This is a genomic window from Micavibrio aeruginosavorus (assembly GCF_051245535.1).
GTDB lineage: Bacteria > Pseudomonadota > Alphaproteobacteria > Micavibrionales > Micavibrionaceae > Micavibrio > Micavibrio aeruginosavorus_D.
The window spans coordinates 361,365-381,994 of record NZ_CP195303.1 but is presented as its reverse complement, the minus strand read 5'-3'; the positions used below and the strand labels follow the sequence as shown (position 1 = coordinate 381,994).

General features: G+C 55.3%; 18 protein-coding genes, 1 tRNA gene and 1 pseudogene. 9 read left to right on the top strand and 11 right to left on the bottom strand.

The annotated features are described in order from the left end of the window. Positions 1–88: 88 nt before the first annotated feature. The 7 genes from ACSC94_RS01925 to serS form a co-directional block, all read right to left on the bottom strand. Entirely contained in the window at positions 89–1,381 is a 1,293-nt protein-coding gene (locus ACSC94_RS01925; protein WP_435641385.1) for a hypothetical protein, read from the bottom strand. Between the two features lie 2 nt (positions 1,382–1,383). Beyond that, positions 1,384–2,595 carry a hypothetical protein gene (locus tag ACSC94_RS01920; RefSeq protein ID WP_435641384.1) on the bottom strand — a complete coding sequence of 404 codons (1,212 nt, stop codon included), beginning with the start codon at positions 2,593–2,595 and terminating at the stop codon, positions 1,384–1,386. Between the two features lie 42 nt (positions 2,596–2,637). Then, positions 2,638–3,942, bottom strand: a complete 1,305-nt coding sequence (locus ACSC94_RS01915; RefSeq protein WP_435641383.1) for a hypothetical protein — start codon at positions 3,940–3,942, stop codon at positions 2,638–2,640. A gap of 110 nt (positions 3,943–4,052) precedes the next feature. Continuing rightward, entirely contained in the window at positions 4,053–5,108 is a 1,056-nt protein-coding gene (locus ACSC94_RS01910) for a DUF3592 domain-containing protein (protein WP_435641382.1), read from the bottom strand. After that, entirely contained in the window at positions 5,108–6,214 is a 1,107-nt protein-coding gene (locus ACSC94_RS01905) for a peptidoglycan DD-metalloendopeptidase family protein (protein ID WP_435641381.1), read from the bottom strand. The genes ACSC94_RS01910 and ACSC94_RS01905 overlap by 1 nt, the downstream gene beginning before the upstream one ends. Then, positions 6,183–6,869, bottom strand: a complete 687-nt coding sequence (locus ACSC94_RS01900) for a protein-L-isoaspartate(D-aspartate) O-methyltransferase (RefSeq protein WP_435641380.1) — start codon at positions 6,867–6,869, stop codon at positions 6,183–6,185. Before ACSC94_RS01900 ends, ACSC94_RS01905 begins: the two co-directional genes overlap by 32 nt. A gap of 171 nt (positions 6,870–7,040) precedes the next feature. Then, a complete protein-coding gene (serS, locus tag ACSC94_RS01895) occupies positions 7,041–8,348 on the bottom strand; it encodes a serine--tRNA ligase (RefSeq protein ID WP_435641379.1) in 1,308 nt (435 codons plus the stop codon). Between the two features lie 229 nt (positions 8,349–8,577). On the opposite strand from serS, the gene ACSC94_RS01890 reads away from it, so the two are divergent. From ACSC94_RS01890 to ACSC94_RS01880, 3 genes and pseudogenes are all read left to right on the top strand, one after another. Then, positions 8,578–9,153, top strand: coding sequence for a hypothetical protein (locus ACSC94_RS01890; RefSeq protein WP_435641378.1), 576 nt, complete (start codon positions 8,578–8,580; stop codon positions 9,151–9,153). Beyond that, positions 9,150–10,079 (top strand): N-formylglutamate amidohydrolase, encoded by a 930-nt coding sequence (locus ACSC94_RS01885; protein WP_435641377.1) that lies wholly within the window; start codon positions 9,150–9,152, stop codon positions 10,077–10,079. Before ACSC94_RS01890 ends, ACSC94_RS01885 begins: the two co-directional genes overlap by 4 nt. A gap of 31 nt (positions 10,080–10,110) precedes the next feature. Next, positions 10,111–10,860: pseudogene (locus tag ACSC94_RS01880) on the top strand (N-formylglutamate amidohydrolase); the annotation flags it as partial. A 107-nt stretch (positions 10,861–10,967) separates the two neighbouring features. On the opposite strand, the gene lipB reads toward ACSC94_RS01880, so the two are convergent. After that, positions 10,968–11,621 (bottom strand): lipoyl(octanoyl) transferase LipB, encoded by a 654-nt coding sequence (gene lipB, locus ACSC94_RS01875; RefSeq protein WP_435641376.1) that lies wholly within the window; start codon positions 11,619–11,621, stop codon positions 10,968–10,970. A 149-nt stretch (positions 11,622–11,770) separates the two neighbouring features. Here lipB and ACSC94_RS01870 point away from each other — a divergent pair. Further along, a tRNA-Leu gene (locus ACSC94_RS01870) sits at positions 11,771–11,857 on the top strand. A 29-nt stretch (positions 11,858–11,886) separates the two neighbouring features. Then, positions 11,887–12,360: a hypothetical protein gene (locus tag ACSC94_RS01865; RefSeq protein WP_435641375.1), complete on the top strand. Its 474-nt coding sequence runs from the start codon at positions 11,887–11,889 to the stop codon at positions 12,358–12,360. 3 nt (positions 12,361–12,363) lie between these two features. On the opposite strand, the gene ACSC94_RS01860 is transcribed toward ACSC94_RS01865, so the two are convergent. Both ACSC94_RS01860 and ACSC94_RS01855 read right to left on the bottom strand, forming a co-directional pair. Next, complete coding sequence (locus tag ACSC94_RS01860; RefSeq protein WP_435641374.1) at positions 12,364–12,816, bottom strand: hypothetical protein; 453 nt, start codon at positions 12,814–12,816, stop codon at positions 12,364–12,366. 81 nt (positions 12,817–12,897) lie between these two features. Continuing rightward, positions 12,898–13,266: a hypothetical protein gene (locus tag ACSC94_RS01855; RefSeq protein ID WP_435641373.1), complete on the bottom strand. Its 369-nt coding sequence runs from the start codon at positions 13,264–13,266 to the stop codon at positions 12,898–12,900. Between the two features lie 273 nt (positions 13,267–13,539). Here ACSC94_RS01855 and ACSC94_RS01850 point away from each other — a divergent pair, with 273 nt between their 5' ends. The 4 genes from ACSC94_RS01850 to ACSC94_RS01835 all read left to right on the top strand — a co-directional run bounded on the left by ACSC94_RS01850 (position 13,540) and on the right by ACSC94_RS01835 (position 20,001). Further along, the gene (locus tag ACSC94_RS01850; protein ID WP_435642138.1) at positions 13,540–15,852 is read left to right on the top strand and encodes an NADP-dependent malic enzyme; all 2,313 of its coding nucleotides are present in this window, start codon (positions 13,540–13,542) and stop codon (positions 15,850–15,852) included. A gap of 31 nt (positions 15,853–15,883) precedes the next feature. Beyond that, positions 15,884–17,317, top strand: a complete 1,434-nt coding sequence (gene mgtE / locus ACSC94_RS01845) for a magnesium transporter (protein ID WP_435641372.1) — start codon at positions 15,884–15,886, stop codon at positions 17,315–17,317. Positions 17,318–17,321: 4 nt separating this feature from the next. Next, complete coding sequence (locus ACSC94_RS01840; protein WP_435641371.1) at positions 17,322–17,855, top strand: GNAT family N-acetyltransferase; 534 nt, start codon at positions 17,322–17,324, stop codon at positions 17,853–17,855. Positions 17,856–17,943: 88 nt separating this feature from the next. Then, on the top strand, positions 17,944–20,001 hold the full coding sequence (locus tag ACSC94_RS01835) for a transglycosylase domain-containing protein (RefSeq protein WP_435641370.1): 2,058 nt from the start codon (positions 17,944–17,946) through the stop codon (positions 19,999–20,001). Positions 20,002–20,090: 89 nt separating this feature from the next. Here ACSC94_RS01835 and ACSC94_RS01830 read toward each other — a convergent pair whose 3' ends face one another. Then, positions 20,091–20,591, bottom strand: coding sequence for a hypothetical protein (locus tag ACSC94_RS01830; protein WP_435641369.1), 501 nt, complete (start codon positions 20,589–20,591; stop codon positions 20,091–20,093). Between the last annotated feature and the right edge of the window lie 39 nt (positions 20,592–20,630).

Below are 20,630 nucleotides of genomic sequence, written 5' to 3'. Positions count from 1 at the left end.
TCCGCATACAAAAAACGGCGATCCAGCAATGGGTCGCCGTTTTTTGTATGTCCGATGGGATAATGACCATTTTAACCGCGATGGTTCGTCAAAACGATGGCGTTCTGGGCTTTCTCGGTGGCATCATCCTGTTTGTCTGGTACGGCCCCAGATCTTCAATATCCATCCCCAAATTTTTTTCCGCATTATTTGAAAGCGCCGCATGCAACGCCACAAGTTCATTGAACTCATGTTCAAATTCATAAGGCAGCTTCGTGATCGGCGCCGGATCAAGCGCACACCCCTGCACACGCTTAATATCCTCACTGCTCTGACCATTCGAATGCATCATATCTCGAATACGCCCCATCCACGCCGACAGATCGACATTGTGCACATTGTTGCCGTTCGCACGAACCCTATCCTTGCACCGACGTACCAGATCAAAAATATAAATGTCACGGGTCAATTTCGCCGCCCGCTTGACAAGTGGATGATCGCTGCGAATTCCGTCGACGATTTCTACGCCATCACTCATAAAGTGACCACATACCGACAATTTTTTATCCTTACTCTTCTTTACGCCCTGCTCGATGAAATCGTCCTTCCATGTAAAGCTCATAAACGCCGTGGCGCGTTTAAACAATTTGACACTGCCAATGCTTTCGCGCTCACCCTTGTTTAAAGTCATACGCTCCAGATACAGCGCTGTACGTGCGTTAAACAAACACCGGGCCAAATATTTAAGAACGTTGACCTGCACTTGCGCCCGCGCCCAATCCCGACCATCTTTGTCACGGCGCAGAAAATCAGACAACGCACCATCTCTCCAGATATTGCGCAGAACCACACGCCCTTCACGCACATCCCCGACAAAGGATTTCATTTTACGCATTGTTTCCGGATCGAAGCGCCCCGGCGTAATCAAATCACCATCATCTGTTTTATGGACATACCCGTCTTTATCAATGACATATCCCTCACGGCGGCAGAAAAACTCAACGCCGTCTCGATCCGCATCATAGGATTCGTCCTCCAGTGGCAGCAAACTCATATTCAGCGCTGTCATTTCATAGGCGGTCACTTTTTCGACAGCCTCATTAAACGAAACATTTTCCGCAACAATTCGCGATTCGACGCCATTTGAATTTGTTACTTCCCGTACAATACGCCACACATCCGGCGCATCGGCCACGGCCCGCAAAAATTCGGTATTCCCCTCGGGCATATTGGTATTGGTATAAAGCGCCGAACGAAATTTACGCCCATACGCCGCGCCGGTAAAAACATTGCGCAACGTTGATGTATCGAACCGCGGTGCCGGCAATGCTTTCTGCCCTTCCTGCGGATCAGAACGAAGTAATCGGGGCCACCGTGAACCTTTTAAAAAATCCCATTTCATCCTTAATACCTGCCGCTTATGTTCTGTATGCGCGCTATGGTTTCCATCGCCAATTTACGTCCATTTTCAATCCCACGTACATAGCGTGTTATGTGCGGCGGAACGTGGTCCAGGAAAATGGCGTTCCGAACAATATCGTCAAATTCTTTACGTGCCGATGAAAGCGGATTGAACCGCGCCGAAAGACCACCGCCCTGCAATTGCAGATACCGGTTCCGGATGGATTTCAAAATCCAGTTATTTTTTTCGTTATCACGCAACCCCGTTCTGTGCGTCAGATAGACAGCGTCCTGTGTCAGGGCGATTGCCTCTAATTCATCCAAGAAACCATCAACAAACTCTTTTGCTGCTTGCGACAGAGTTGGATACTTCACATCTTTTCGTATTTTGGAAAACAATGTTTTGACCCGGTCGGCCATATGCTCACGCGTGACCAGACCTTCAAAATGTTGCGCCAGCCTCAGAAGCGGCTTATCCCGGCACTCCGGGTCGATCCATACATGGGCGGACTTCTTACGCCACATATCATCAAAAAGGTCTGTGACCGGCCGTATGGCGCTGATAATCGCAGGACCATCCAGCATAATTTTATTGTTGCGCAAATAAACCATAAGCAGCGGTTCAATACGGCTTTTCTGCTTGAACATTTCGCACAGCCAGACACTGCCCTGATCCGGTAAAATCCCCTTTTGATCCTGAACGGATTTGAATTTTTCAAGCGCCTGTTTGGTATAGGCATTATCGGTTACAATTTGCCCATTCACCGTCGGCTGGGGCATGCCCGATGCATCGAATAAAATGTCATGCCGCATCGCAAATGTTTCATAATGTTCCGCGCCCAGATCATCCCGTGATGCGCCAACGGGATCAGCACCACTTGCAACCTCGAACCGCGCCAGATATTCAATCGCCTCGAAAAAGTTCAGTCCTTCTTTCACGATTGTCGGCTTGATATTTGCCGTTGCCACGGGAAGATGGGATGGATCCAGCAAAATCGGACTGTCCACCACACGCTGCACCATCCACCGATCCAGCATCTGGGTCGTTGCCGTTGCGCGGTAATATTGGCTTTCACATTCAATCTGGGTCGGGAAGGCCAACGTGCGGAACGTCGCGCCAAATTTCGCACGATTGAAATTTTCCAATAGCTGTTCACGCAAGGTCTTTTCACCCTTGGCGTTGGAATTATCGCCCTGCTTTGATAACCATTTCATCAATTTAAAACCTCAAATATCACAATACGAACGCGCACATTTTTACCGGTCCACATCGAACTTTCTGACATACTGCGCCTTCGCTTCGACCAGAACCTTATGGCTCATCTCCGCCGCCTGATCCGCCAGTCTTTGCATGGTGTCCGCCGTCGAGACCAGATGATCCGGCAAGGCCTTCAGCATGGTCCAATTTTCAACATCGCTCATAAAATGCAGCTTATAATCCTGAGCGGCCTTACTGCCCGTGGACAGATGTTCGCCCTTCGCTTCCGCCTGAAGCCGCATGGCATCATCCCGAATTGAACGAATAATCTTTGCCCCGCGTTCGGAATCATCCTTTGGATCTCTGATGGAAAGCAGGATATAGGCCGCATCCTGTACCATGGCGATGTAGGCCGCTTCACGCAGGTAATCTATAACGGCGGCACTTTCCGCGGCGCTCAACGTCTTCATATCTTGCCATGCTTTTTCACAACTATTGAAAATGCTTCTGGCGCGATATTCATACCCGCTGGTATAGCTGTAACATTTAACGTCAACGCCATGCAGATAGGCTTTATGTTCGTATACGTAGTGAGAGGAATTCCCACCTTTCTTTTCGTTCATGCGAAAATCATCTGTGCTCCAAATATCTTCGCATAATTCGACCCACATCTTCATAAGCTGGGCCGCGCGGCGCAAATCCGATTCCTTTTTGGATTGAACCAGAAATTCGCTTAATTTCAGCCCCATATTGAGCATATTGCCGCGAACATCCATGCGCGTTTTGGGGGCCAGAACGGCCTTCAATTCCACCTGCCCCCGTGCATCATCCAACGCCGCTGTCGCGCAATCCGCATATACACCACCCAAAACCGGATGCCCGCCAATGGTGGGGTGCGGCATGCCGTGAATATCGGGAATGATATCGTGCAGAAGACCAAAGGCTTCGTAATGATCATTGCCCAATTCTTTACGCGTTGGGCCAATGGGGTCTTTGTCCGCGGTTTTTTCAATGCGCGCGAAATAGGTCAGCGCGTCGAAAAACCCCAGCCCTTCCTTTACAACTTCAATTTTTCTGTTCGGCGTCGCGACGGGCTTTGCATCTGATTCAACCTGTACCGCACGTTCGGTAATTTTTTGAATCTGCCATTGATCCAGCGTCGTTGTGACAGCCAGCGCGCGATAATAAAACAATTCCCCAGCGACAAGACCGGGATACGCCACCGTGCGGCACGTCACGCCATAAACGGCATGCTGAAAACGCGCGATCAAATCTGTCGATGCATTATTAGACTCGGGCGCAGGCAAGGCGTCTGCCGCCTTGTTGCGTTTGTTAAACCCGAAGCTGATGCCCAGTATTTTCATGCGTCCCGCGCGTCCCTTTATGAAGAGGGACACAGTAGCGCAATATTATGGAATGTGACAAGATATTTATAGGGCCCGCAAATCAATAAAAAATAAATTAAATCAATTGCTTATGTTATTTCATGCCCACCACGGCGGCGCCCCAGAACCCCGAAAAAGGTCCGCACCGCCGCCGCCAGCACCGCCAGCCCGACAAGGCCAGAGGCCAGCACAACGATCCAGGCCGCAGAAAAACCGGCCCCCATCATGGCGTGTTCAGGCGCGCGCGCATCGTAGATGACATCGACACGCTGTCCGATCGACACGCCCGGCGCGTTGCTGCCCGCCTTGTCCGTAAACCGCACCTGCACATCATCATGGGTGCGATATTCCACCACCGGATAATATGAATCCGATCCCGTTGGGCGGTCGAGCGCGACGATGCGTCCCTCGGCATAGGCACGATTGCGCAACAACGCGCCCGTGTCATAGCCAACCCATCCGGCCACACCGATAAAAATCAAGGCCACAAAAAGGCTGAGCGGAACGAAACGAAAAGCCAGATCATCCGTAGCCTTTAACTGCGCCATCGCCTCATCACGATTGATCCGTGCGCATTGCGCGCGTTTGGCCAGTAATTCGCCGGCCTTGCGGCGGCGAAATTCATCACGGCTTTGCCATTCGTGGCGCGGGCGGATCATGCGCGTAACCCGCCACACGGCCCACGCGCCAAATGCAACAAACACTGTGATTGTATAGGGTGTCACCGGATGTTGCGAAACACCAATCGCAATCGGCAGCGCCCCAATCATCCATAAAACCAAGGCCAGAAAAACCCCCGATCCATCGCGGATCGTGGCCACGCGCGGATCATGCGCATCCGGCATCACACGCACGGGCCGCCCCGGCAGTTTTCCAGCCAGTCCCGACGACCCATGGCGCGTTTCCGCTTCGACCACTTCGCCCGCATCGTTGGTGTATGACACAATGGGGTAATAAACCGCTTTGCCTTTCGCCATGTCACCACGCACGCGCAAGGCGGCGATATTCCCGGCATAGGTGGTTTTGGTCCGGCGATCATGGATATGGCTGAGGATCATCACAAACGCGATAAACCAGAAAAACAGCCCCGCGACCAACCATCCCACTTGCTGGACCGCCGCCATCAGGCCGATCATACCGTTCATTATGATTTCCGTCCGTCCAGATAGGCTTCCGGGTTCAACGCCTGAACCCCGCGGCGAATTTCAAAATGCAGCTGCGGTGAATCCACCGATCCCGTCATGCCCACCGTGCCAATCGCCTGTCCGCGTTTAACCGTATCACCGCGTTTGATGGAAATGGCATCCATGTGGGAATAGGCGCTCATCCACCGATCCGCGTGGCGGATCAAAACCATGTTGCCATAGCCCTTCATCTCATTGCTGGCATACACAACCACACCATTTTCGGCGGCTTTTACGGGCGTGCCCTTGGCGGCCTTAATGTTGATGCCATCATTATGCAGGCCGCCCGCCTTCGCCCCGTAAGACGAAATAACCTTGCCCTCCACCGGGCGCAGGAATTTGGACGATGCGCGCGGCGGCACGGTTTCCGGGATTTTCGCGGCCAATTTTGGCGAAGCCTGGTTCGCCGGACGCACATCCGGCGCAGGAATGGAGGCCGAAGCCGTTGCCACAGGTTTCGATGACACCGTTGATGACGGGGGCGATGACGATGGCGGGGGGGCCAACACTTCGGCGGTGACCGCGCCGGGGCGCGTCGGGTGGCTGATCGGTGGCGGGGCCAATGTTTCGCGCTCGATTGTATCGGCGCTGGCCGTACCCTGCATCGCCACATGCTGGCGTGCCACGGTTTCCTTCACCGCGGTCACCGGAACGCGCAATGTCGATCCCGCCGTCACATTGTAAGGCGCATTCAAATTGTTCAAGCGCGCAATGTCGGTAATGCTGACCCCGAACAAACGTGACACGGTATAAAGACTATCCCCAGCGCGCACTTTATATTCGCGCGGCGGCGGCAACAGCAAATGCTGCCCCGGTTCCAGATTATACGGCGCATTCAGATTATTAACGGTGATAATATCGCGCATATCCAACCGGTAACGCTCGGCCAACGCATAGACACTATCGCCTGCGGCCACCACATGCGCGCCGGAACTGCCCGCACCGCCATGTTGACCGAATTTATAGGTGTGAACATCGTACGGTGCCGACCCACATCCCGACACCATCAACAGCCCCGCAATAATGCAAACCCATTTACGCGCCGTCATCGTTTTCAACCGGGTCATCGGCGTTTTCGCTGTAGCGGGCCAGATCGGGCAGAAGCGGAACGAAGCGAACAGGCAACAAATCCTTGATGGCGAATGTATCATCGCCTTCGCGCTTATACCGTTTCAAAACCTGATTGCCCGTGCGCCCGACGGGCACAATCATGATACCGCCGATGGAGAGCTGTTCCAGCAACGCCTGCGGCGGGGAATCCTGTGCGGCGGCGGTGACAATGATGCGGTCGAACGGGGCTTGTTGCGGCCAGCCCTTCATCCCGTCCCCGGCAATCGCCGTGATATTGCGGATTTTCAAATGTTCGAAAATTTTCTCGGCATGTTCCAGCAAGGGCTTGTGCCGCTCAATTGTGTAAACCCGGCGGACGAGTTTGGAGAGGATGCACGCCTGATACCCCGACCCGGTGCCAATTTCCAGCACCTTCATCCGGTCGTTCAGCTCCAGCGCCTGCGTCATATAGGCGACGATGAAAGGCTGGCTGATCGTCTGGCCGCGCCCGATGGGCAGGGCGATGTCTTCATAGGCCTGATCCTGCATCGCGCGCGGAATAAAAATCTCGCGCGGAATCCGCTCCATGGCGCTCAGGACGGCCGTGTCGGTGATGCCTGCACTGCGCAGGGCCATAATCAGGCGGATGATCTTCGGGGCGGGTGTGTTCATAACACCGGCGATTCTAAACACACATGGGCCGGGGGACAACGGGGAATATGGCGACCATCACCCTTAATAAGACGTCACCCCGGCGAAAGCCGGGGTCTTCCAGCCATAATGGAAAAAGATCCCGGCTTTCGCCGGGATGACAATCATTGGATATAAAGAAGACGGGAAACCCTACCCCGCCGCGGCCTGTAACACGCGGGCGTTGGCATCCAGCGGCATAATCTTGTCCAAACCGCCCATATAGGGTTTCAAAACGGTCGGGACAAACACGCCACCATCGGCCGGATCGTAGTAATTTTCCAAAACGGCGATCAGCGCCCGGCCCACGGCCAGACCCGACCCGTTCAGGGTGTGGACGAATTCGACATCCTTGCCCCCACGACGGCGCATACGGGCCTTCATCCGGCGGGCCTGGAAGTCACCACAGTTCGAGCAACTGGAAATTTCGCGGTATTTCCCCTGCCCCGGCAGCCAGACTTCGAGGTCATAGGTGCGGCGCGCACCAAACCCGGTGTCCCCTTCGCACAGGATAATCGTGCGGAACGGCAATTCCAGTTTGCGCAGGATATTTTCCGCGCAATTGGTCATGCGTTCATGTTCCGCCGCCGATTGATCCGGCGTGGTGATGGTGACCATTTCCACTTTATAGAACTGGTGCTGGCGGATCATGCCCTTGGTGTCTTTACCCGCCGCCCCGGCTTCGGACCGGAAACATGGGGTAAAGGCGGTCACGCGCAACGGCAGGGATTCCGCATCCATAATCATGTCCGCCGCCATGTTGGTCAGCGACACTTCCGCCGTCGGGATCAGCCAGTGATCCGTGGTGGTGCGGAACAGATCTTCGGCAAATTTCGGCAACTGGTTGGTGCCATACACGGCATTATCACGCACCAGCAACGGCGGCGATACTTCGGTGTAGCCATGTTCGCGGGTGTGGGTGTCCAACATGAATTGCGCCAGCGCCCGTTCCATCTGGGCCAGACCGGAATGCATCAACACGAAACGCGCGCCCGACATTTTGGCCGCCGTTTCAAAATCCATCATCCCCAAACCTTCGCCAATGGCGACATGGTCGGGGCCGCTTTGGGTTTTCGGCGTGCCTTCGATGCGCACTTCCTTGTTGAAGTTTTCATCCGGCCCCACCGGAACGTCGGCGTCCAGAATGTTGGGCAGGCTGGAGAGAATGCCGTTCAGCTTTTCAGCCAACGCGGCTTCTTCAGCTTCCAACGCCGGGGCTTTTTCTTTAATCGCGGCCACTTCGTCCATCAGGGCGCTGGCGTCGCCGCCCTTGGCTTTAATCTGGCCGATTTCCTTGGATGCCACATTGCGACGGTTTTGCAGCTCCTGCATCTGGGTTTGCAGGGCGCGGCGCTGTTCATCCAGAGCCAAAATGGCGGAGGTTTGCGGCGCCAGACCCCGACGGGCCCAGTTTTTGTCAAATATTTCAGGGTTTTCCCTGATGGCGCGAAGATCGTGCATATCCGGCTCCGGTTAAGGCTTTTGCAAGCGGCATGGTTTAAGATAAAATCTGTAATACTTATAATAACTTGCCCCCGAATGGTAAAGGGGGGATGGGATACACGAAAATACCCCCACCACCCCACCCGTCACCCCGGCGAAGGCCGGGGTCCATCGGATGGATTGTATGGATACCGGCCTTCGCCGGTATGACGAGAATTGAGAGCCAACACGGATTTATACAAACCCTATGCCCACTCTGAACAAGAAATTCAGCACTGCCGCCAGCCAGTTGGGTCACACGATCCCCAATGTGGATGAAGGATTCTGGAATTTTTACAGGAACATATCGTCCGGCAAGGGCACCACCATCCAGATCCCGGTGGAATTTATGAAGGGCGAGCAGACCGTCGCCACCTGCCGGGTTGAGATGCTGGGCTCCCCGCTCGACCTGCAATGGACGGCCTTGAAACTGGCGCTCGCAGACAGAACCGTGGATTGGGATGCCGTGAAGATGAATCACAGCTCGCTCATCCCCCGGGTCACGGCGGAAGACCGCATGGCGCAAAACGATGTTGCCGCCGCCTATGATTCCGCCGGATCGACCATTTTTGAAACCGCGATGGCGTTTGATGGCCATATCCGCGCCATTGACCCCAGCGCCCAATCCCCCGCCGAAATCGGAGAACGGTTTCGCGCGGCACAGGCCGCCTTCGCCGCTGGCGTTGTGAAATCTGCCCACGCCATTCACCGTGATGGCCCGGCCAACGGCCTCACATCATGGATGAAGTCCATCCGCCAACGTATCGGGCGCGCACCAAAATGACGATAGATCACTTGCCCCCACCCCTGCACCGCGACCGCCTGTACCACGTGACCCAACCGCGCGCGGGCGAAGTTCCGGTGATTTTCGATTCACCGCACAGCGGGCGGGATTACCCGGATGATTTCGGTTACGCCTGTGACTTCGACATGCTGCAACGGGCGGAAGATAACGACGTCGATCATCTGTTCGACTCCGTTCCGGATGCTGGCGGCACATTATTATGCGCCCTGTTCCCCCGGTGCTATATCGACACCAACCGGGCGGAGGATGATATTGATGTCGACTTGCTCTCGGAAAAATGGCCGGGGCCGCTGCGGCCCAGCATGCGGTCTTATGCCGGGATCGGGCTGATCCGGCGGCTGGTGCGCCCGGGCATGCCGGTCTATGACAAGCAGCTGTCGGTCCGCGCGATCCAGCATCGCATCCATCATTATTACCAGCCCTATCATGCGTGCCTGAAACATCTGATCGACGATGCGCATTATCGCTATGGGCAGGTTTGGCATATTAACTGCCACTCCATGCCCTCGGCTGCGGCGATGACTTTGCCCGCGCGGGGGCCGTTCCCCGCCGCCCCGACCGTGCCGCCAGTGTTTCCGGCCCAACCGGATTTCGTTCTGGGCGACCGTGACGGGACCAGTTGCGATATTGGCTTCACCCACGCCTTAAGGGATTTCTTAAGAGATCTGGGCTACAAAGTCAGTGTGAACAACCCGTACAAGGGTGTGGAACTGGTCCGCCGTTATGCCGACCCGGCCCGTGGCCGCCACTCCATCCAGATTGAGATTAACAAGGCCCTGTACTGGGACGAGGTCAAAAACAAAAGAAACAAGAATTACAATGCGTTAAAGGACGATATCGACAAGCTGGTTACATTTTCCACGAATTATGCGGAACACCACCTTGTCAACCTGGCCGCAGATTAGTATGATGTTTCTGTAAACGGGTATTTTTTCAATGGTGAATCAACCTCTTATCATCCACGATGTTCCGAACGGCACCCGCCGCTCGCCCATTGTGTTCGATACACCGCACAGCGGCACGGTTGTCCCATTGCACTTCGATTACATCTGCGAACCATCTGATTTTCCTCACCTTTCCGACCTTCACGTTGAACAATTCCTGGCGGGCATTCCAGCCACGGGCAGTCCCGTTCTGGAAATGTTGATCCACCGCGCCTGCATCGACCTCAACCGGTCGGAGGACGAGCTGAATCCCGCTGTTTTACGGGATTCCTGGACCCTGCCCTATAAATTGACCCCCTATGTTCAAGAAGGGTTCGGGCTGTTTGCCGAATATGTCCGCCACCCACACAAGGGCATGGTGAATATTTTCAACGAAAATCTGCGCCCCGACAGCGCGGAAGTTCAAAACCGCATCGTTTCGTATTACCGCCCATATTACGAAACCCTGCAAAAAATGCTGGACCATGCCCGCGATGAACATGGCTTTGCCCTGTATTGCGACATGCATTCCATGCGCCGCCGGTTCAAGCCGGAGGAAACCCACCTTCACGATGTTGATATTGTTCTGGGTGATTTACACGGCGCGGCGTGCAGCCCGGCCCTGATCGATTTTGCCGCCGCCTATTTTGAGCAAGCCGGATACAAAACATCGCGCAACGATCCCTTCTCCGGGGCCAATCTGTTGCAACAGTTTGCCACACCGGATGAGGGCGTGCATTGCATCCAGATTGAAGTGGTGCGGGATCAGTATATGAACCCGGTCACGCTGGAAATTGATACAGAAAAAATGGAAAGACTTCAGTCCGTTATGACGGGCTTCTCATCCGCCCTGCACGATTACGCACTCAATCACGCGGCGGAATTTATGCCGGAATCGTTGAGGGAAAAAACACTGTCCCACGCGTCCAGCAATGCTTTGTCCAACGCTTCCATGGGCACATCGGCCCCGGTCAGCGCCTTTAAGGACGTCACGCCGTAATCGCGAATGCCACACGGCACGATGCCGGTGAAGTGCGATAAATCAGGATCAACATTAATCGATACACCGTGATAGGTGATCCAGTGGCGGATGCGCACACCGATCGCCGCGATTTTTGATTCACCCGTTGGCGTGATAACCCAGATGCCGACACGTCCTTCGCGCCGCTCACCCTTCACACCAAACGTCGCGATCGCGCGGATCACCCATTCCTCAAGCTGCCAGATATATTTTTTCAAGTCAGGCACTTGCTGGCGCTTCTTTAAATCGAGCATCACATACCCGACACGCTGGCCGGGGCCGTGATAGGTGTATTCCCCACCCCGCCCGGCATCAAAAACCGGGAAGCGCGCATCCAGCAAATCGGACGCCTTGGCGCTGGTCCCCGCCGTGTACAGGGCCGGGTGTTCCAGCAGCCACACCATATCCCCCGCCGTCCCCGCATGGATGTCCGCGACGCGGTCCTCCATAAAACGGAGGGCATCGGGGTATGCGACAAAATCGGCACTGGTTTTGATTTCCATAGGGGGAAAATAGGGGGAAACGCGGCGCGTTTCAATCCCCCCTCACCCTAACCCTCTCCCCATGGGAGAGGGGACTAAAGAGCGCCCACTTGCGCAGCCCCCGCGCTTCTGATAATCACAAACCACTCTACCTCAAATCTTTTCGGCGTGCGGCCGTGGCGGAATTGGTAGACGCGCAGCGTTGAGGTCGCTGTGGGCTAACCCCCGTGGAAGTTCGAGTCTTCTCGGCCGCACCATTTTCTAAATTTTTTTAGGCCTTGCCAGCATGCTGGAATCCCTGTCTTTCCTGACCACCATGGAATTATTGAGCTACGTCGCAACCGTGGTCGGTATTCCAATGGCCATCGTCATCTTTATTATTCAGGAACATAAGGAACGGGAATCCGAGCAGGAAGAGATTTATGACAAGCTCATGGATCATTATTCCAACATTCAGGAAAAACTGTTCGAACACCCCGAACTGGACCAGCACGACACCCCGCTGGACGATGCCGAGGCCGCCCGCCGCCAGTTGATCCTGTATGAAATGCTGGTCAGCCTGTTTGAACGGGCGTTCATTTTGTTGCAGGGGGAAACCACCCCCAGCTATCGCCGCATGTGGAACTCATGGCTGGATTACATTGAAATCTGGTGCGACCGCCCTAATTTCCGCGCCGCCCTGCCCCGGTTGATGTTGCGCGAAGACGCGGCTTTTGTCGCCTTCATGGCCAAAACTACCAACCTGCCACTGAAGCCCTAACCCTTATTTCGGTGCCTTGGCCAGACCATACCGTTTCACGGTCACATTCACCTTGGCCTGATCGGACAAATCCAACCCCTGCGCATGTTGCGGGCAAAGCTGGATGGGGTACCCTGCATTCATCAATGATTGATAACGGAACGTATCGGACAACCGCGCCCAGAACCCGCACCGTTCCCGGTCTACTTCGGCCATGATGGCATCCGCCTTGGTAAAAGCCGCCGCCACAGATTCAGGAATATGGCCCTGTTCAATCAGAGTCACGAACCCTTCGCGTGTGGCCTCGAACGTGAAACCGGATTCTGTGGTCGCAAATTTTGCGCCCCGAACCTGATTGGCCGCCTTATAAAAAGTCTGTGCTAAAGATTCTTCGGCGGCGATATCGCGTGCATCGCGCACGCGGTCATATTTTTTATTTCCGTCCTTAAAATCAACTGAAACTGTTTTTCCGGCCATAATATAAAAGCCTCCGCCCCTTTTTATAAATTGAGGGCGAAGGCTAGAACGATTGGGGCGGAACTGTCAAATCAGGGAAACTTATCCCTGACGCAAACGCCGCATGCTGATTTTCAGGCCATCGAACCCTTCGACATCGTCTTCCAGACGCGCCAAAGACGGGCGGCAAGGCTCGGACCGTTCGCAGCAGCGTGCGTCATAGGCAGTCATCCGCTCGTCAATTTTTGCAAAAGCTTGCAGCAAAACGGGTGGGAAAACCTTCTGATCGGCCAAACGCAGGAACGAATCCCGGGATATTTCAAAGGAAAACTGGTCCTTGCGGGCCGTAAACACGGCCCCGTCATCGCGGCTGGTCGCCAGCAGGAAGATGTCCGGCAAACGGGTCAGAACGGTCACATCGCTCAGCTGACGCTTATCGTAATAATCAAAAGTCACTGATTTTTGGGTCATATCCATACACTCTGGGCTGGGTCTGGCGTGAACTTGGGGGGTGTTTAGCACCTGCAACATTTTTATGCCAACAATTCCTTGCCACAATCCACGCACTTATGCAAAAAGCGCACCCGTGCCCCGTAGGGAGAACACGCCCCGACACCGCCTGCGGCCTTGAAAAAGCCCTGAAATTCTGGTCAGTTGGGGCACATTTTGAGAATCCCCCGCCCGCCAGACAAAAACACGATGGCCGCCGGGGTTATGTCCAAAAACACCAGCCAGAGAAGTATGATGAAAGACACGCTGCACGACGCCGCCCTTGAATATCACCGCCTGCCGACGCCGGGGAAAATTTCCATCACCCCGACCACACCGCTGGCGACACAACGGGATTTGGCGCTGGCCTATTCGCCCGGCGTGGCTGTGCCGTGTCTGGAAATTGAAAAGGACCCGTTGAAGGCGCTGGATTACACCAGCCGCGGCAATCTGGTCGCCGTGATTTCAAACGGCACCGCCGTTCTGGGTTTGGGCGATATTGGCGCGCTGGCGTCCAAGCCGGTGATGGAGGGCAAAGCCGTCCTGTTCAAAAAATTCGCCAACATCGACGCCATTGATATCGAAGTCGATGAAAAAGATCCGGACAAGTTGGTTGAAATTATCGCCGCGCTGGAACCGTCCTTCGGCGGCATCAATCTGGAAGACATCAAAGCGCCGGAATGTTTCGAAGTTGAAAAGCGTTTGAAAGAACGCATGAACATTCCCGTCTTCCACGATGACCAACACGGCACCGCCATCATCGTGACCGCGGCCATTAAAAACTGGCTGCACCTGAAAGATCGCAAGTTCGAAGACATCCGTCTGGTGGCCAACGGCGCGGGTGCTGCGGCGCTGGCGTGCCTGAATTTGCTGGTCAATGCCGGCCTGCCGAAAAAGAACATTATCGTCTGCGACCGCAAAGGCGTTGTGTACAAGGGCCGCGCCGAACAGATGGACCCGTACAAGGAACAATTCGCGTCCGACACCAACAGCCGCACGCTGGATGAAGCGCTGGAAGGGGCCGATATTTTCCTCGGCCTGTCCGCCGCCGGTGCGTTGACGGGTGAAATGGTCAAGAAAATGGGCAAGGCCCCGCTGATCATGGCGCTGGCCAACCCGACACCGGAAATCATGCCGGAAGAAGCCCGCGAAGCAAAACCGGATGCCATTATCTGCACCGGGCGGTCCGACTACACCAACCAGGTGAACAACGTTCTGTGCTTCCCGTTCCTGTTCCGTGGCGCGCTGGATGTTGGCGCAACGGCCATTAACGAAGAAATGAAACTGGCGTGCGTGAACGCCATCGCCGAACTGGCCCGTAAAGAAGTCACGGCAGAAGTGGCCGCCGTCTATCCGGATGAACATCTGGAATTTGGACCGGAATATCTGATCCCGAAACCGTTTGATCCGCGTTTGATCACCACCCTGCCCGTTGCCGTGGCCAAGGCCGCGATTGAAAGCGGTGTGGCCGCCCGCCCGATTACCGATTGGGCCGCGTACAGTGAAAAACTGAACAGCTACACCTATCGCACCAGCATGGCGATGCGCCCGTTGTTCAGCCGCGCCAAAGCCCACCCGAAACGCATTGTCTATGCCGAGGGTGAGGAAGAACGCGTCCTGCGCGCCGTGCAAACGGTTGTGGACGAACATCTGGCATCCCCCATCCTGATCGGTCGTAAGGACGTGGTGGAAACCCGCCTGAAGCGTCTGGGCCTGCGCATGAAAATGGGCAAGGATTTTGAGCTGATCGATCCGGAATATGATCCGCGTTACCGCGATTACTGGTCGTCATACCACCAGATCATGGAACGCCGTGGTGTCACCCCGGCGGTGGCCCGGACCGTTCTGCGCACCAATTTCACCGTTATCGGTGCGTTGATGGTGCGCAAAGGCGAAGCCGATGCCATGATTTGTGGCACGGTTGGCCAATATCAAAGCCACCTGAAAGACGTGGTCGACATTATCGGCCTGCGCCCCGGTGTGGAAACGGCGGCGGCGCTGAACGCGCTGATCCTGCCGCGCGGGACGTTCTTCATCTGCGATACACAGGTGAACCCGAACCCGAGCGTGGCGCAATTGTCGGAAATGACCATTCTGGCCGCGGAAGAAGTGTCCCGCTTTGGTATCAAACCGAAAATCGCCATGTTGTCCCATTCCAATTTTGGAACGGGTAACTCGGACACGGCCTGCCGTATGCGCGCCGCATTGGCCGACATTCGCAACCGTGCGCCGGAACTGGAAATTGATGGTGAGATGCATGCGGACTCTGCTTTGTCCGAAGCCATTCGCGCCGTCAGCATGCCAAACTCCACGCTGAGCGGTGTGGCCAACATGTTCGTGATGCCGAATATCGATTCCGCGAATATCAGCTTCAACATGCTGCGTATTCTGGGCGAAGGCATTTCGATTGGTCCAATCCTGCTGGGTCTGGCGATGCCGGCCCATATTCTGACCCCGTCGGTGACACCGCGCGGTATCATCAACATGACCGCATTGGCCACCGTCAGCGCGCAAGTGTATGAAACCGAATGCAGCACCGACGCACCGAAAAAGGCCGCCGCCGTATAAGCAAAACGCGTAACCCGCAAAGGGACTGCCCATGGATAATGACGATCGGGATTTGATCGAAAAAAACGGCACCGACAGCCTCGGCGCGCAAATCGCGCCCGAGGATGAAGGGGATGACGTTGTTTTCGGTCTGACCGATCGTTACATTCAGGCGATTGTCGAGGCCCTGCGCAACGGCGAAGAAGACATCGTCTCGCGCGAGCTGGCCGACCTGAGCGAAGCGGACATTGCCGAACTGATCGAAAAGGTTGAGGACGAGGATCGCCAGACCCTTCTCCAGACCCATGGCGATTTGCTCGATCCGTATGTGTTCTCGGAACTGGATAGCGGTCTGCGCCGCAAGGTTCTGACGGAAATGCCGGCGCGGCAGGTTGCCGCCCTGATTTCCGAGATGGACAGTGACGATGCGCTGGATTTGATCATCGACCTGCCGGATGATTTCCAGCACGAGGTCATTCGCTTCCTGTCCGCCAAAACCCGGATCACGCTGGAAGAGGGTTTGAACTTCCCGGAAGAATCCGCTGGCCGTCTGATGCAGCGGGAATTTGTGGCTGTGCCGCAATTCTGGACGATTGGTAAAACCATCGACTACCTGCGCGCCGCGACCGAAGAATTACCGGACGAATTTTTTGACTTGTTCGTCATTGATCCGGCCTATCACGTTGTCGGCATTATTCCGCTGAACCGCGTTGTCCGGTCCAAACGATCGGAAAAGCTGGAAGACTTAAAACTGGAAGACATCCACCCGATCCCGGCCACGATGGACCAGGAAGAAGTGGCCCAGTTGTTCCGCCGTGAAAACCTGACCTCCGCCCCGGTTGTTGATGAATCGGGCCGCTTGATCGGTGTGGTCACCGTTGACGACATCGTGGACGTTATCGACGAAGAAGCGCAGGAAGACTTCCTGAAACTCGGTGGTGTGGGCCAGGACGATTTGTACAGCAACATTCGCGGTACCACGCGGGCGCGGTTTCCGTGGTTGTTTGTGAATTTGTTCACGGCCTTTTCCGCCGCCGCCGTTATTTCGCTGTTCAGCAATACGATTGAACAGCTTGTGGCATTGGCCGCGTTGATGCCGATTGTGGCATCCATGGGCGGGAATGCGGGAACGCAGGCCTTGACCGTCGCCGTGCGCGCCTTGGCCACACGCGAATTGTCATCCATCAACGAACGCCGGATTGTTATAAAAGAAGTTCTGGTCGGCGCGATCAATGGATGCATCTTTGCCATCCTGATCGGCTGCGTCGCCGGATTTGCGTTCAGCAACCCGATGCTGGGCGTTGTGATCGGCATGGCGTTGATCATCAACCTGATCAATGCCGGATTGTTTGGTGCGGGTATTCCGATTGTACTGAACAAGCTGGGGGCCGACCCGGCTGTGGCTTCGGCTGTTTTCTTAACCACCATGACCGATATTGTGGGCTTCTTCGCCTTCCTCGGTCTTGCAACGATTTTCTTACTGTAGAACCATGACCGCTTCTCATCTCGTCCGCCCTGATATCGAATATAAAGACAGCTACCTTGAGGCGTTGTCCGAATTTCATGCGGAAGGCCGTTTGAAATATTACGACATGCTCAGCCTGCGGGCCGATTTTGATGGCTTCACCAAAATGTTGCGCACAGAACGCGGTGTTGAACACCAGCCTCTGCAGGATTGGGCCGAACCTGTGCCAGAAACGGTGCTGTGGTTTGTGAAGGACGACCAGTATCTGGGCACCGTAAAAATTCGCCACCGCCTGAACTGGCATCTGGAAAAATGGGGCGGCAATATTTATTTCGCCATCCGCCCATCGATGCGGGGCAAAGGGTATGGCAAGAAAATCCTGACCAAGTCGCGCCCCTATGCCAATTATCTGGGACTGGAAAAAGCCCTGATCACCGTGTCGCCCGATAACGTGGCGGCGATTGAGATTATTGAGGGGGCCGGTTGCACGTTTGAGGAAGAAACCGCCGCCACCAACCAGTTCCCGGCCCGCCGCCGCTACTGGATGGATTGCTCATAATCCGACAAAAGCCCCCTTTTCGCCCTATTTTGGGCATGTTGGGCCTATATTTCTTGCTGAAACATTGAAAAGACCGTATCACGCCGCCATGGCCAAAAAGAAGACATCGCAGAAAAGCACCGCGCGTAAACGCACCCGGAAATCCCGCCCGCAGGAGGGCTTGATCCGTCGTGCCTTCCGTTGGTGCCTTGTCGCGGGACTGTGGGGCTTTATTGCACTGTCGCTGGTGATTGCGTGGTATGGCGCGGAATTGCCGAAACTGATCGACAAGCCGGATTTTGAACGCAAGGCCGCCATCACCATTCGTGATGACCGTGGCGAAATGGTCGCCCGTTATGGCGAGTTGAAGGGCGTCAACGTCACCGTGGCGGAATTACCGCCCAATTTGATCAACGCCGTTCTGGCCATCGAAGACCGCCGCTTCTATTACCACTTCGGTATCGACCCGATCGGCATGTTACGCGCCACCGCCCGCAACATTACAGCAGGCCGCGTTGTACAGGGTGGATCGACCATCACACAACAATTGGCCAAAAACCTGTTCCTGTCGCGCGAACGCACATACAAACGTAAAATTCAGGAAGCGATGCTGGCCGTGTGGCTGGAGCAGAAGCTGACCAAGGACGAAATCCTCAGCGCGTATCTGAACCGTGTTTACCTTGGCGCCGGTACGTTCGGGGTTGAAGCCGCGGCCCAGACCTATTTCAACAAATCCGCCCGTGAAATGAATTTGCGTGAATGCGCAACCATTGCCGGATTGTTAAAAGCCCCGTCGAAATATTCCCCGCACAGCAATCCGTCGCTGGCCCGCGAACGCGCCGACACGGTCATTATGGCCATGCGCGATGCCGGGTATTTGAGCGATTCCGAAAGCAAAGGCGCCACCGAACAAGCCCCAGCCCCGTTGCGCAAGCCCACGGGCGGCGACATCGTGCGGTATTACAGCGATTGGGTGATGAGCGATCTGGCCGATATGATCGGTACACCCAACACCGATTTGATCGTCGACACAACGCTGGATTCCGGCGTTCAACGCGCCGCAGAAGAAGCCCTGACCAAGGCCCTGCGCAACGATGAAGCCGCGGAAAAGAAAGTATCCCAAGGCGCGATCGTCGTGATGGATTATTCCGGTGCTGTTCTGGCCATGGTGGGTGGCACCGATTATGGCTTGAGCCAGTTTAACCGCGCCGTGCAATCATACCGCCAGCCGGGATCGTCGTTTAAGCCGATCGTCTATCTGACCGCGCTGGAAAATGGCATGAACCGCAATTCCATCGTGGTGGATGAACCGATCCGCACGGGCAAATACCGCCCAACCAATTTTAAGGGCGAATATTACGGTGAAATTCCGCTTTATGCGGCTTTGGCCTATTCCCTCAACACCATCGCCTATCAATTGACCAAGCATTTTGGCGTGGATTCGGTGATTGATATGGCCCGCCGTCTGGGGATCGAGGCACCACTGAACCGTGACCTCAGCCTGTCGCTGGGCAGCGCGGGCATTCCGCTCATTCAGATGGTGTCCGCCTATGCCACCATCGGCAATCAGGGCTCGCTGGTGCAGCCCTATGCCATTCGCCGCGTTCGCGATAAGGATGGCCGCCTGATTTACGAACGTTCCAACCGTATTGTGCGGGGCCGTTCGGTTGTTGACCCGCGCCTGACTCAGGAACTGGCGGGTATGATGACCGGCGTGCTGGAATTCGGCACGGGTCAGGGCGCAAAGGTGCCATACCCGGCGGCTGGTAAAACCGGCACGTCCCAGGATTTCCGCGATGCGTGGTTTATCGGTTTCACCGACACCTATATCGCCGGCGTCTGGGTTGGGAATGATGACAATTCCTCTATGAAGCGTGTAACGGGTGGGTCGTACCCGGCACGGATCTGGCGTGAAACCATTATGGGGGCCTATAACGCCCGTGGCGGTGGCGGATTTATGTCGTCGCTGTCCCCCGCTCCGGTCACGGAATTCGACCCTGATGCGGAACAAAATCAGGATGGTGCCTTTGGTGATTTGATCAGCAACCTGTTGTCGGCCCCGGCCACAAACGACCAACCGCGCACCGGAATTTTCAGCGGGTCCACGTACAAGGACACCCGCGCCGATGAAGAAGGCCGCAAAAGCGATTGGTCGTTTAACGATTAATCTCGCCCCCAGAATAGAAAATTCAGAATAGAAAATCCCCCGGCCGAACAGACCGGGGGATTTTTCCTTGGGGAGGAACCCGTGGAACTTTATGTCGGGAAGAATTCATTCACCGTTGCGAAATCCGTGCGGGATGCGCTGGCGAAACGGTCTTCGCCGATGTTGTTCCAGTGCGTTTGCAATTCGATAATGCTGTCCGGTGTGCTGGATGTATGGTCCCACGCGCTGCGTTGCTGGGTCCGGTCAGAAAATTCCAGGAAGGAATGCGGGAACGCCCGGCGCGGCGCGCGCAATCCCATATCCACCAGCGTTTTGGCGACCATGGCATCACCCACATCCATCATGTCGGCGGTGAACCCGATCGCAGCCAGAATTTTAATATCCATCCGGCTGTTCGGTACATCGCGCAGATGGCGCATGAAGCGCGCATAAATTTCCATTTCAAAGCGCGTATCCGGTTTGTCTTCCGGTGCGATACCGATATGCGGCGCGGGCGGGATTGGCAAAGCAATCCGGTCATTGGCCCGGGCCTGATTTTGCATGAACGGGTTGGGCGTGTTCGTCGTCATCATTCTGATGTCTGTCGTCATAAGTGCGCTCCTTCCTCTGATCGATATCACGTGCCGCTT

Excerpts from the sequence above, each read along its gene's own strand:
- ACSC94_RS01915 (WP_435641383.1), bottom strand. The coding sequence starts at position 3,942 with ATGAAAATACTGGGCATCAGCTTCGGGTTTAACAAACGCAACAAGGCG.
- ACSC94_RS01865 (WP_435641375.1), top strand. The coding sequence starts at position 11,887 with ATGCTGGAATCCCTGTCTTTCCTGACCACCATGGAATTATTGAGCTAC.
- ACSC94_RS01885 (WP_435641377.1), top strand. The coding sequence starts at position 9,150 with ATGACGATAGATCACTTGCCCCCACCCCTGCACCGCGACCGCCTGTAC.
- ACSC94_RS01840 (WP_435641371.1), top strand. The coding sequence starts at position 17,322 with ATGACCGCTTCTCATCTCGTCCGCCCTGATATCGAATATAAAGACAGC.
- ACSC94_RS01920 (WP_435641384.1), bottom strand. The coding sequence starts at position 2,595 with ATGAAATGGTTATCAAAGCAGGGCGATAATTCCAACGCCAAGGGTGAA.
- ACSC94_RS01900 (WP_435641380.1), bottom strand. The coding sequence starts at position 6,869 with ATGAACACACCCGCCCCGAAGATCATCCGCCTGATTATGGCCCTGCGC.
- ACSC94_RS01855 (WP_435641373.1), bottom strand. The coding sequence starts at position 13,266 with ATGACCCAAAAATCAGTGACTTTTGATTATTACGATAAGCGTCAGCTG.
- ACSC94_RS01905 (WP_435641381.1), bottom strand. The coding sequence starts at position 6,214 with ATGACCCGGTTGAAAACGATGACGGCGCGTAAATGGGTTTGCATTATT.
- ACSC94_RS01925 (WP_435641385.1), bottom strand. The coding sequence starts at position 1,381 with ATGAAATGGGATTTTTTAAAAGGTTCACGGTGGCCCCGATTACTTCGT.
- ACSC94_RS01850 (WP_435642138.1), top strand. The coding sequence starts at position 13,540 with ATGAAAGACACGCTGCACGACGCCGCCCTTGAATATCACCGCCTGCCG.
- ACSC94_RS01860 (WP_435641374.1), bottom strand. The coding sequence starts at position 12,816 with ATGGCCGGAAAAACAGTTTCAGTTGATTTTAAGGACGGAAATAAAAAA.
- ACSC94_RS01835 (WP_435641370.1), top strand. The coding sequence starts at position 17,944 with ATGGCCAAAAAGAAGACATCGCAGAAAAGCACCGCGCGTAAACGCACC.
- ACSC94_RS01830 (WP_435641369.1), bottom strand. The coding sequence starts at position 20,591 with ATGACGACAGACATCAGAATGATGACGACGAACACGCCCAACCCGTTC.
- mgtE (WP_435641372.1), top strand. The coding sequence starts at position 15,884 with ATGGATAATGACGATCGGGATTTGATCGAAAAAAACGGCACCGACAGC.
- lipB (WP_435641376.1), bottom strand. The coding sequence starts at position 11,621 with ATGGAAATCAAAACCAGTGCCGATTTTGTCGCATACCCCGATGCCCTC.
- serS (WP_435641379.1), bottom strand. The coding sequence starts at position 8,348 with ATGCACGATCTTCGCGCCATCAGGGAAAACCCTGAAATATTTGACAAA.
- ACSC94_RS01890 (WP_435641378.1), top strand. The coding sequence starts at position 8,578 with ATGCCCACTCTGAACAAGAAATTCAGCACTGCCGCCAGCCAGTTGGGT.
- ACSC94_RS01910 (WP_435641382.1), bottom strand. The coding sequence starts at position 5,108 with ATGAACGGTATGATCGGCCTGATGGCGGCGGTCCAGCAAGTGGGATGG.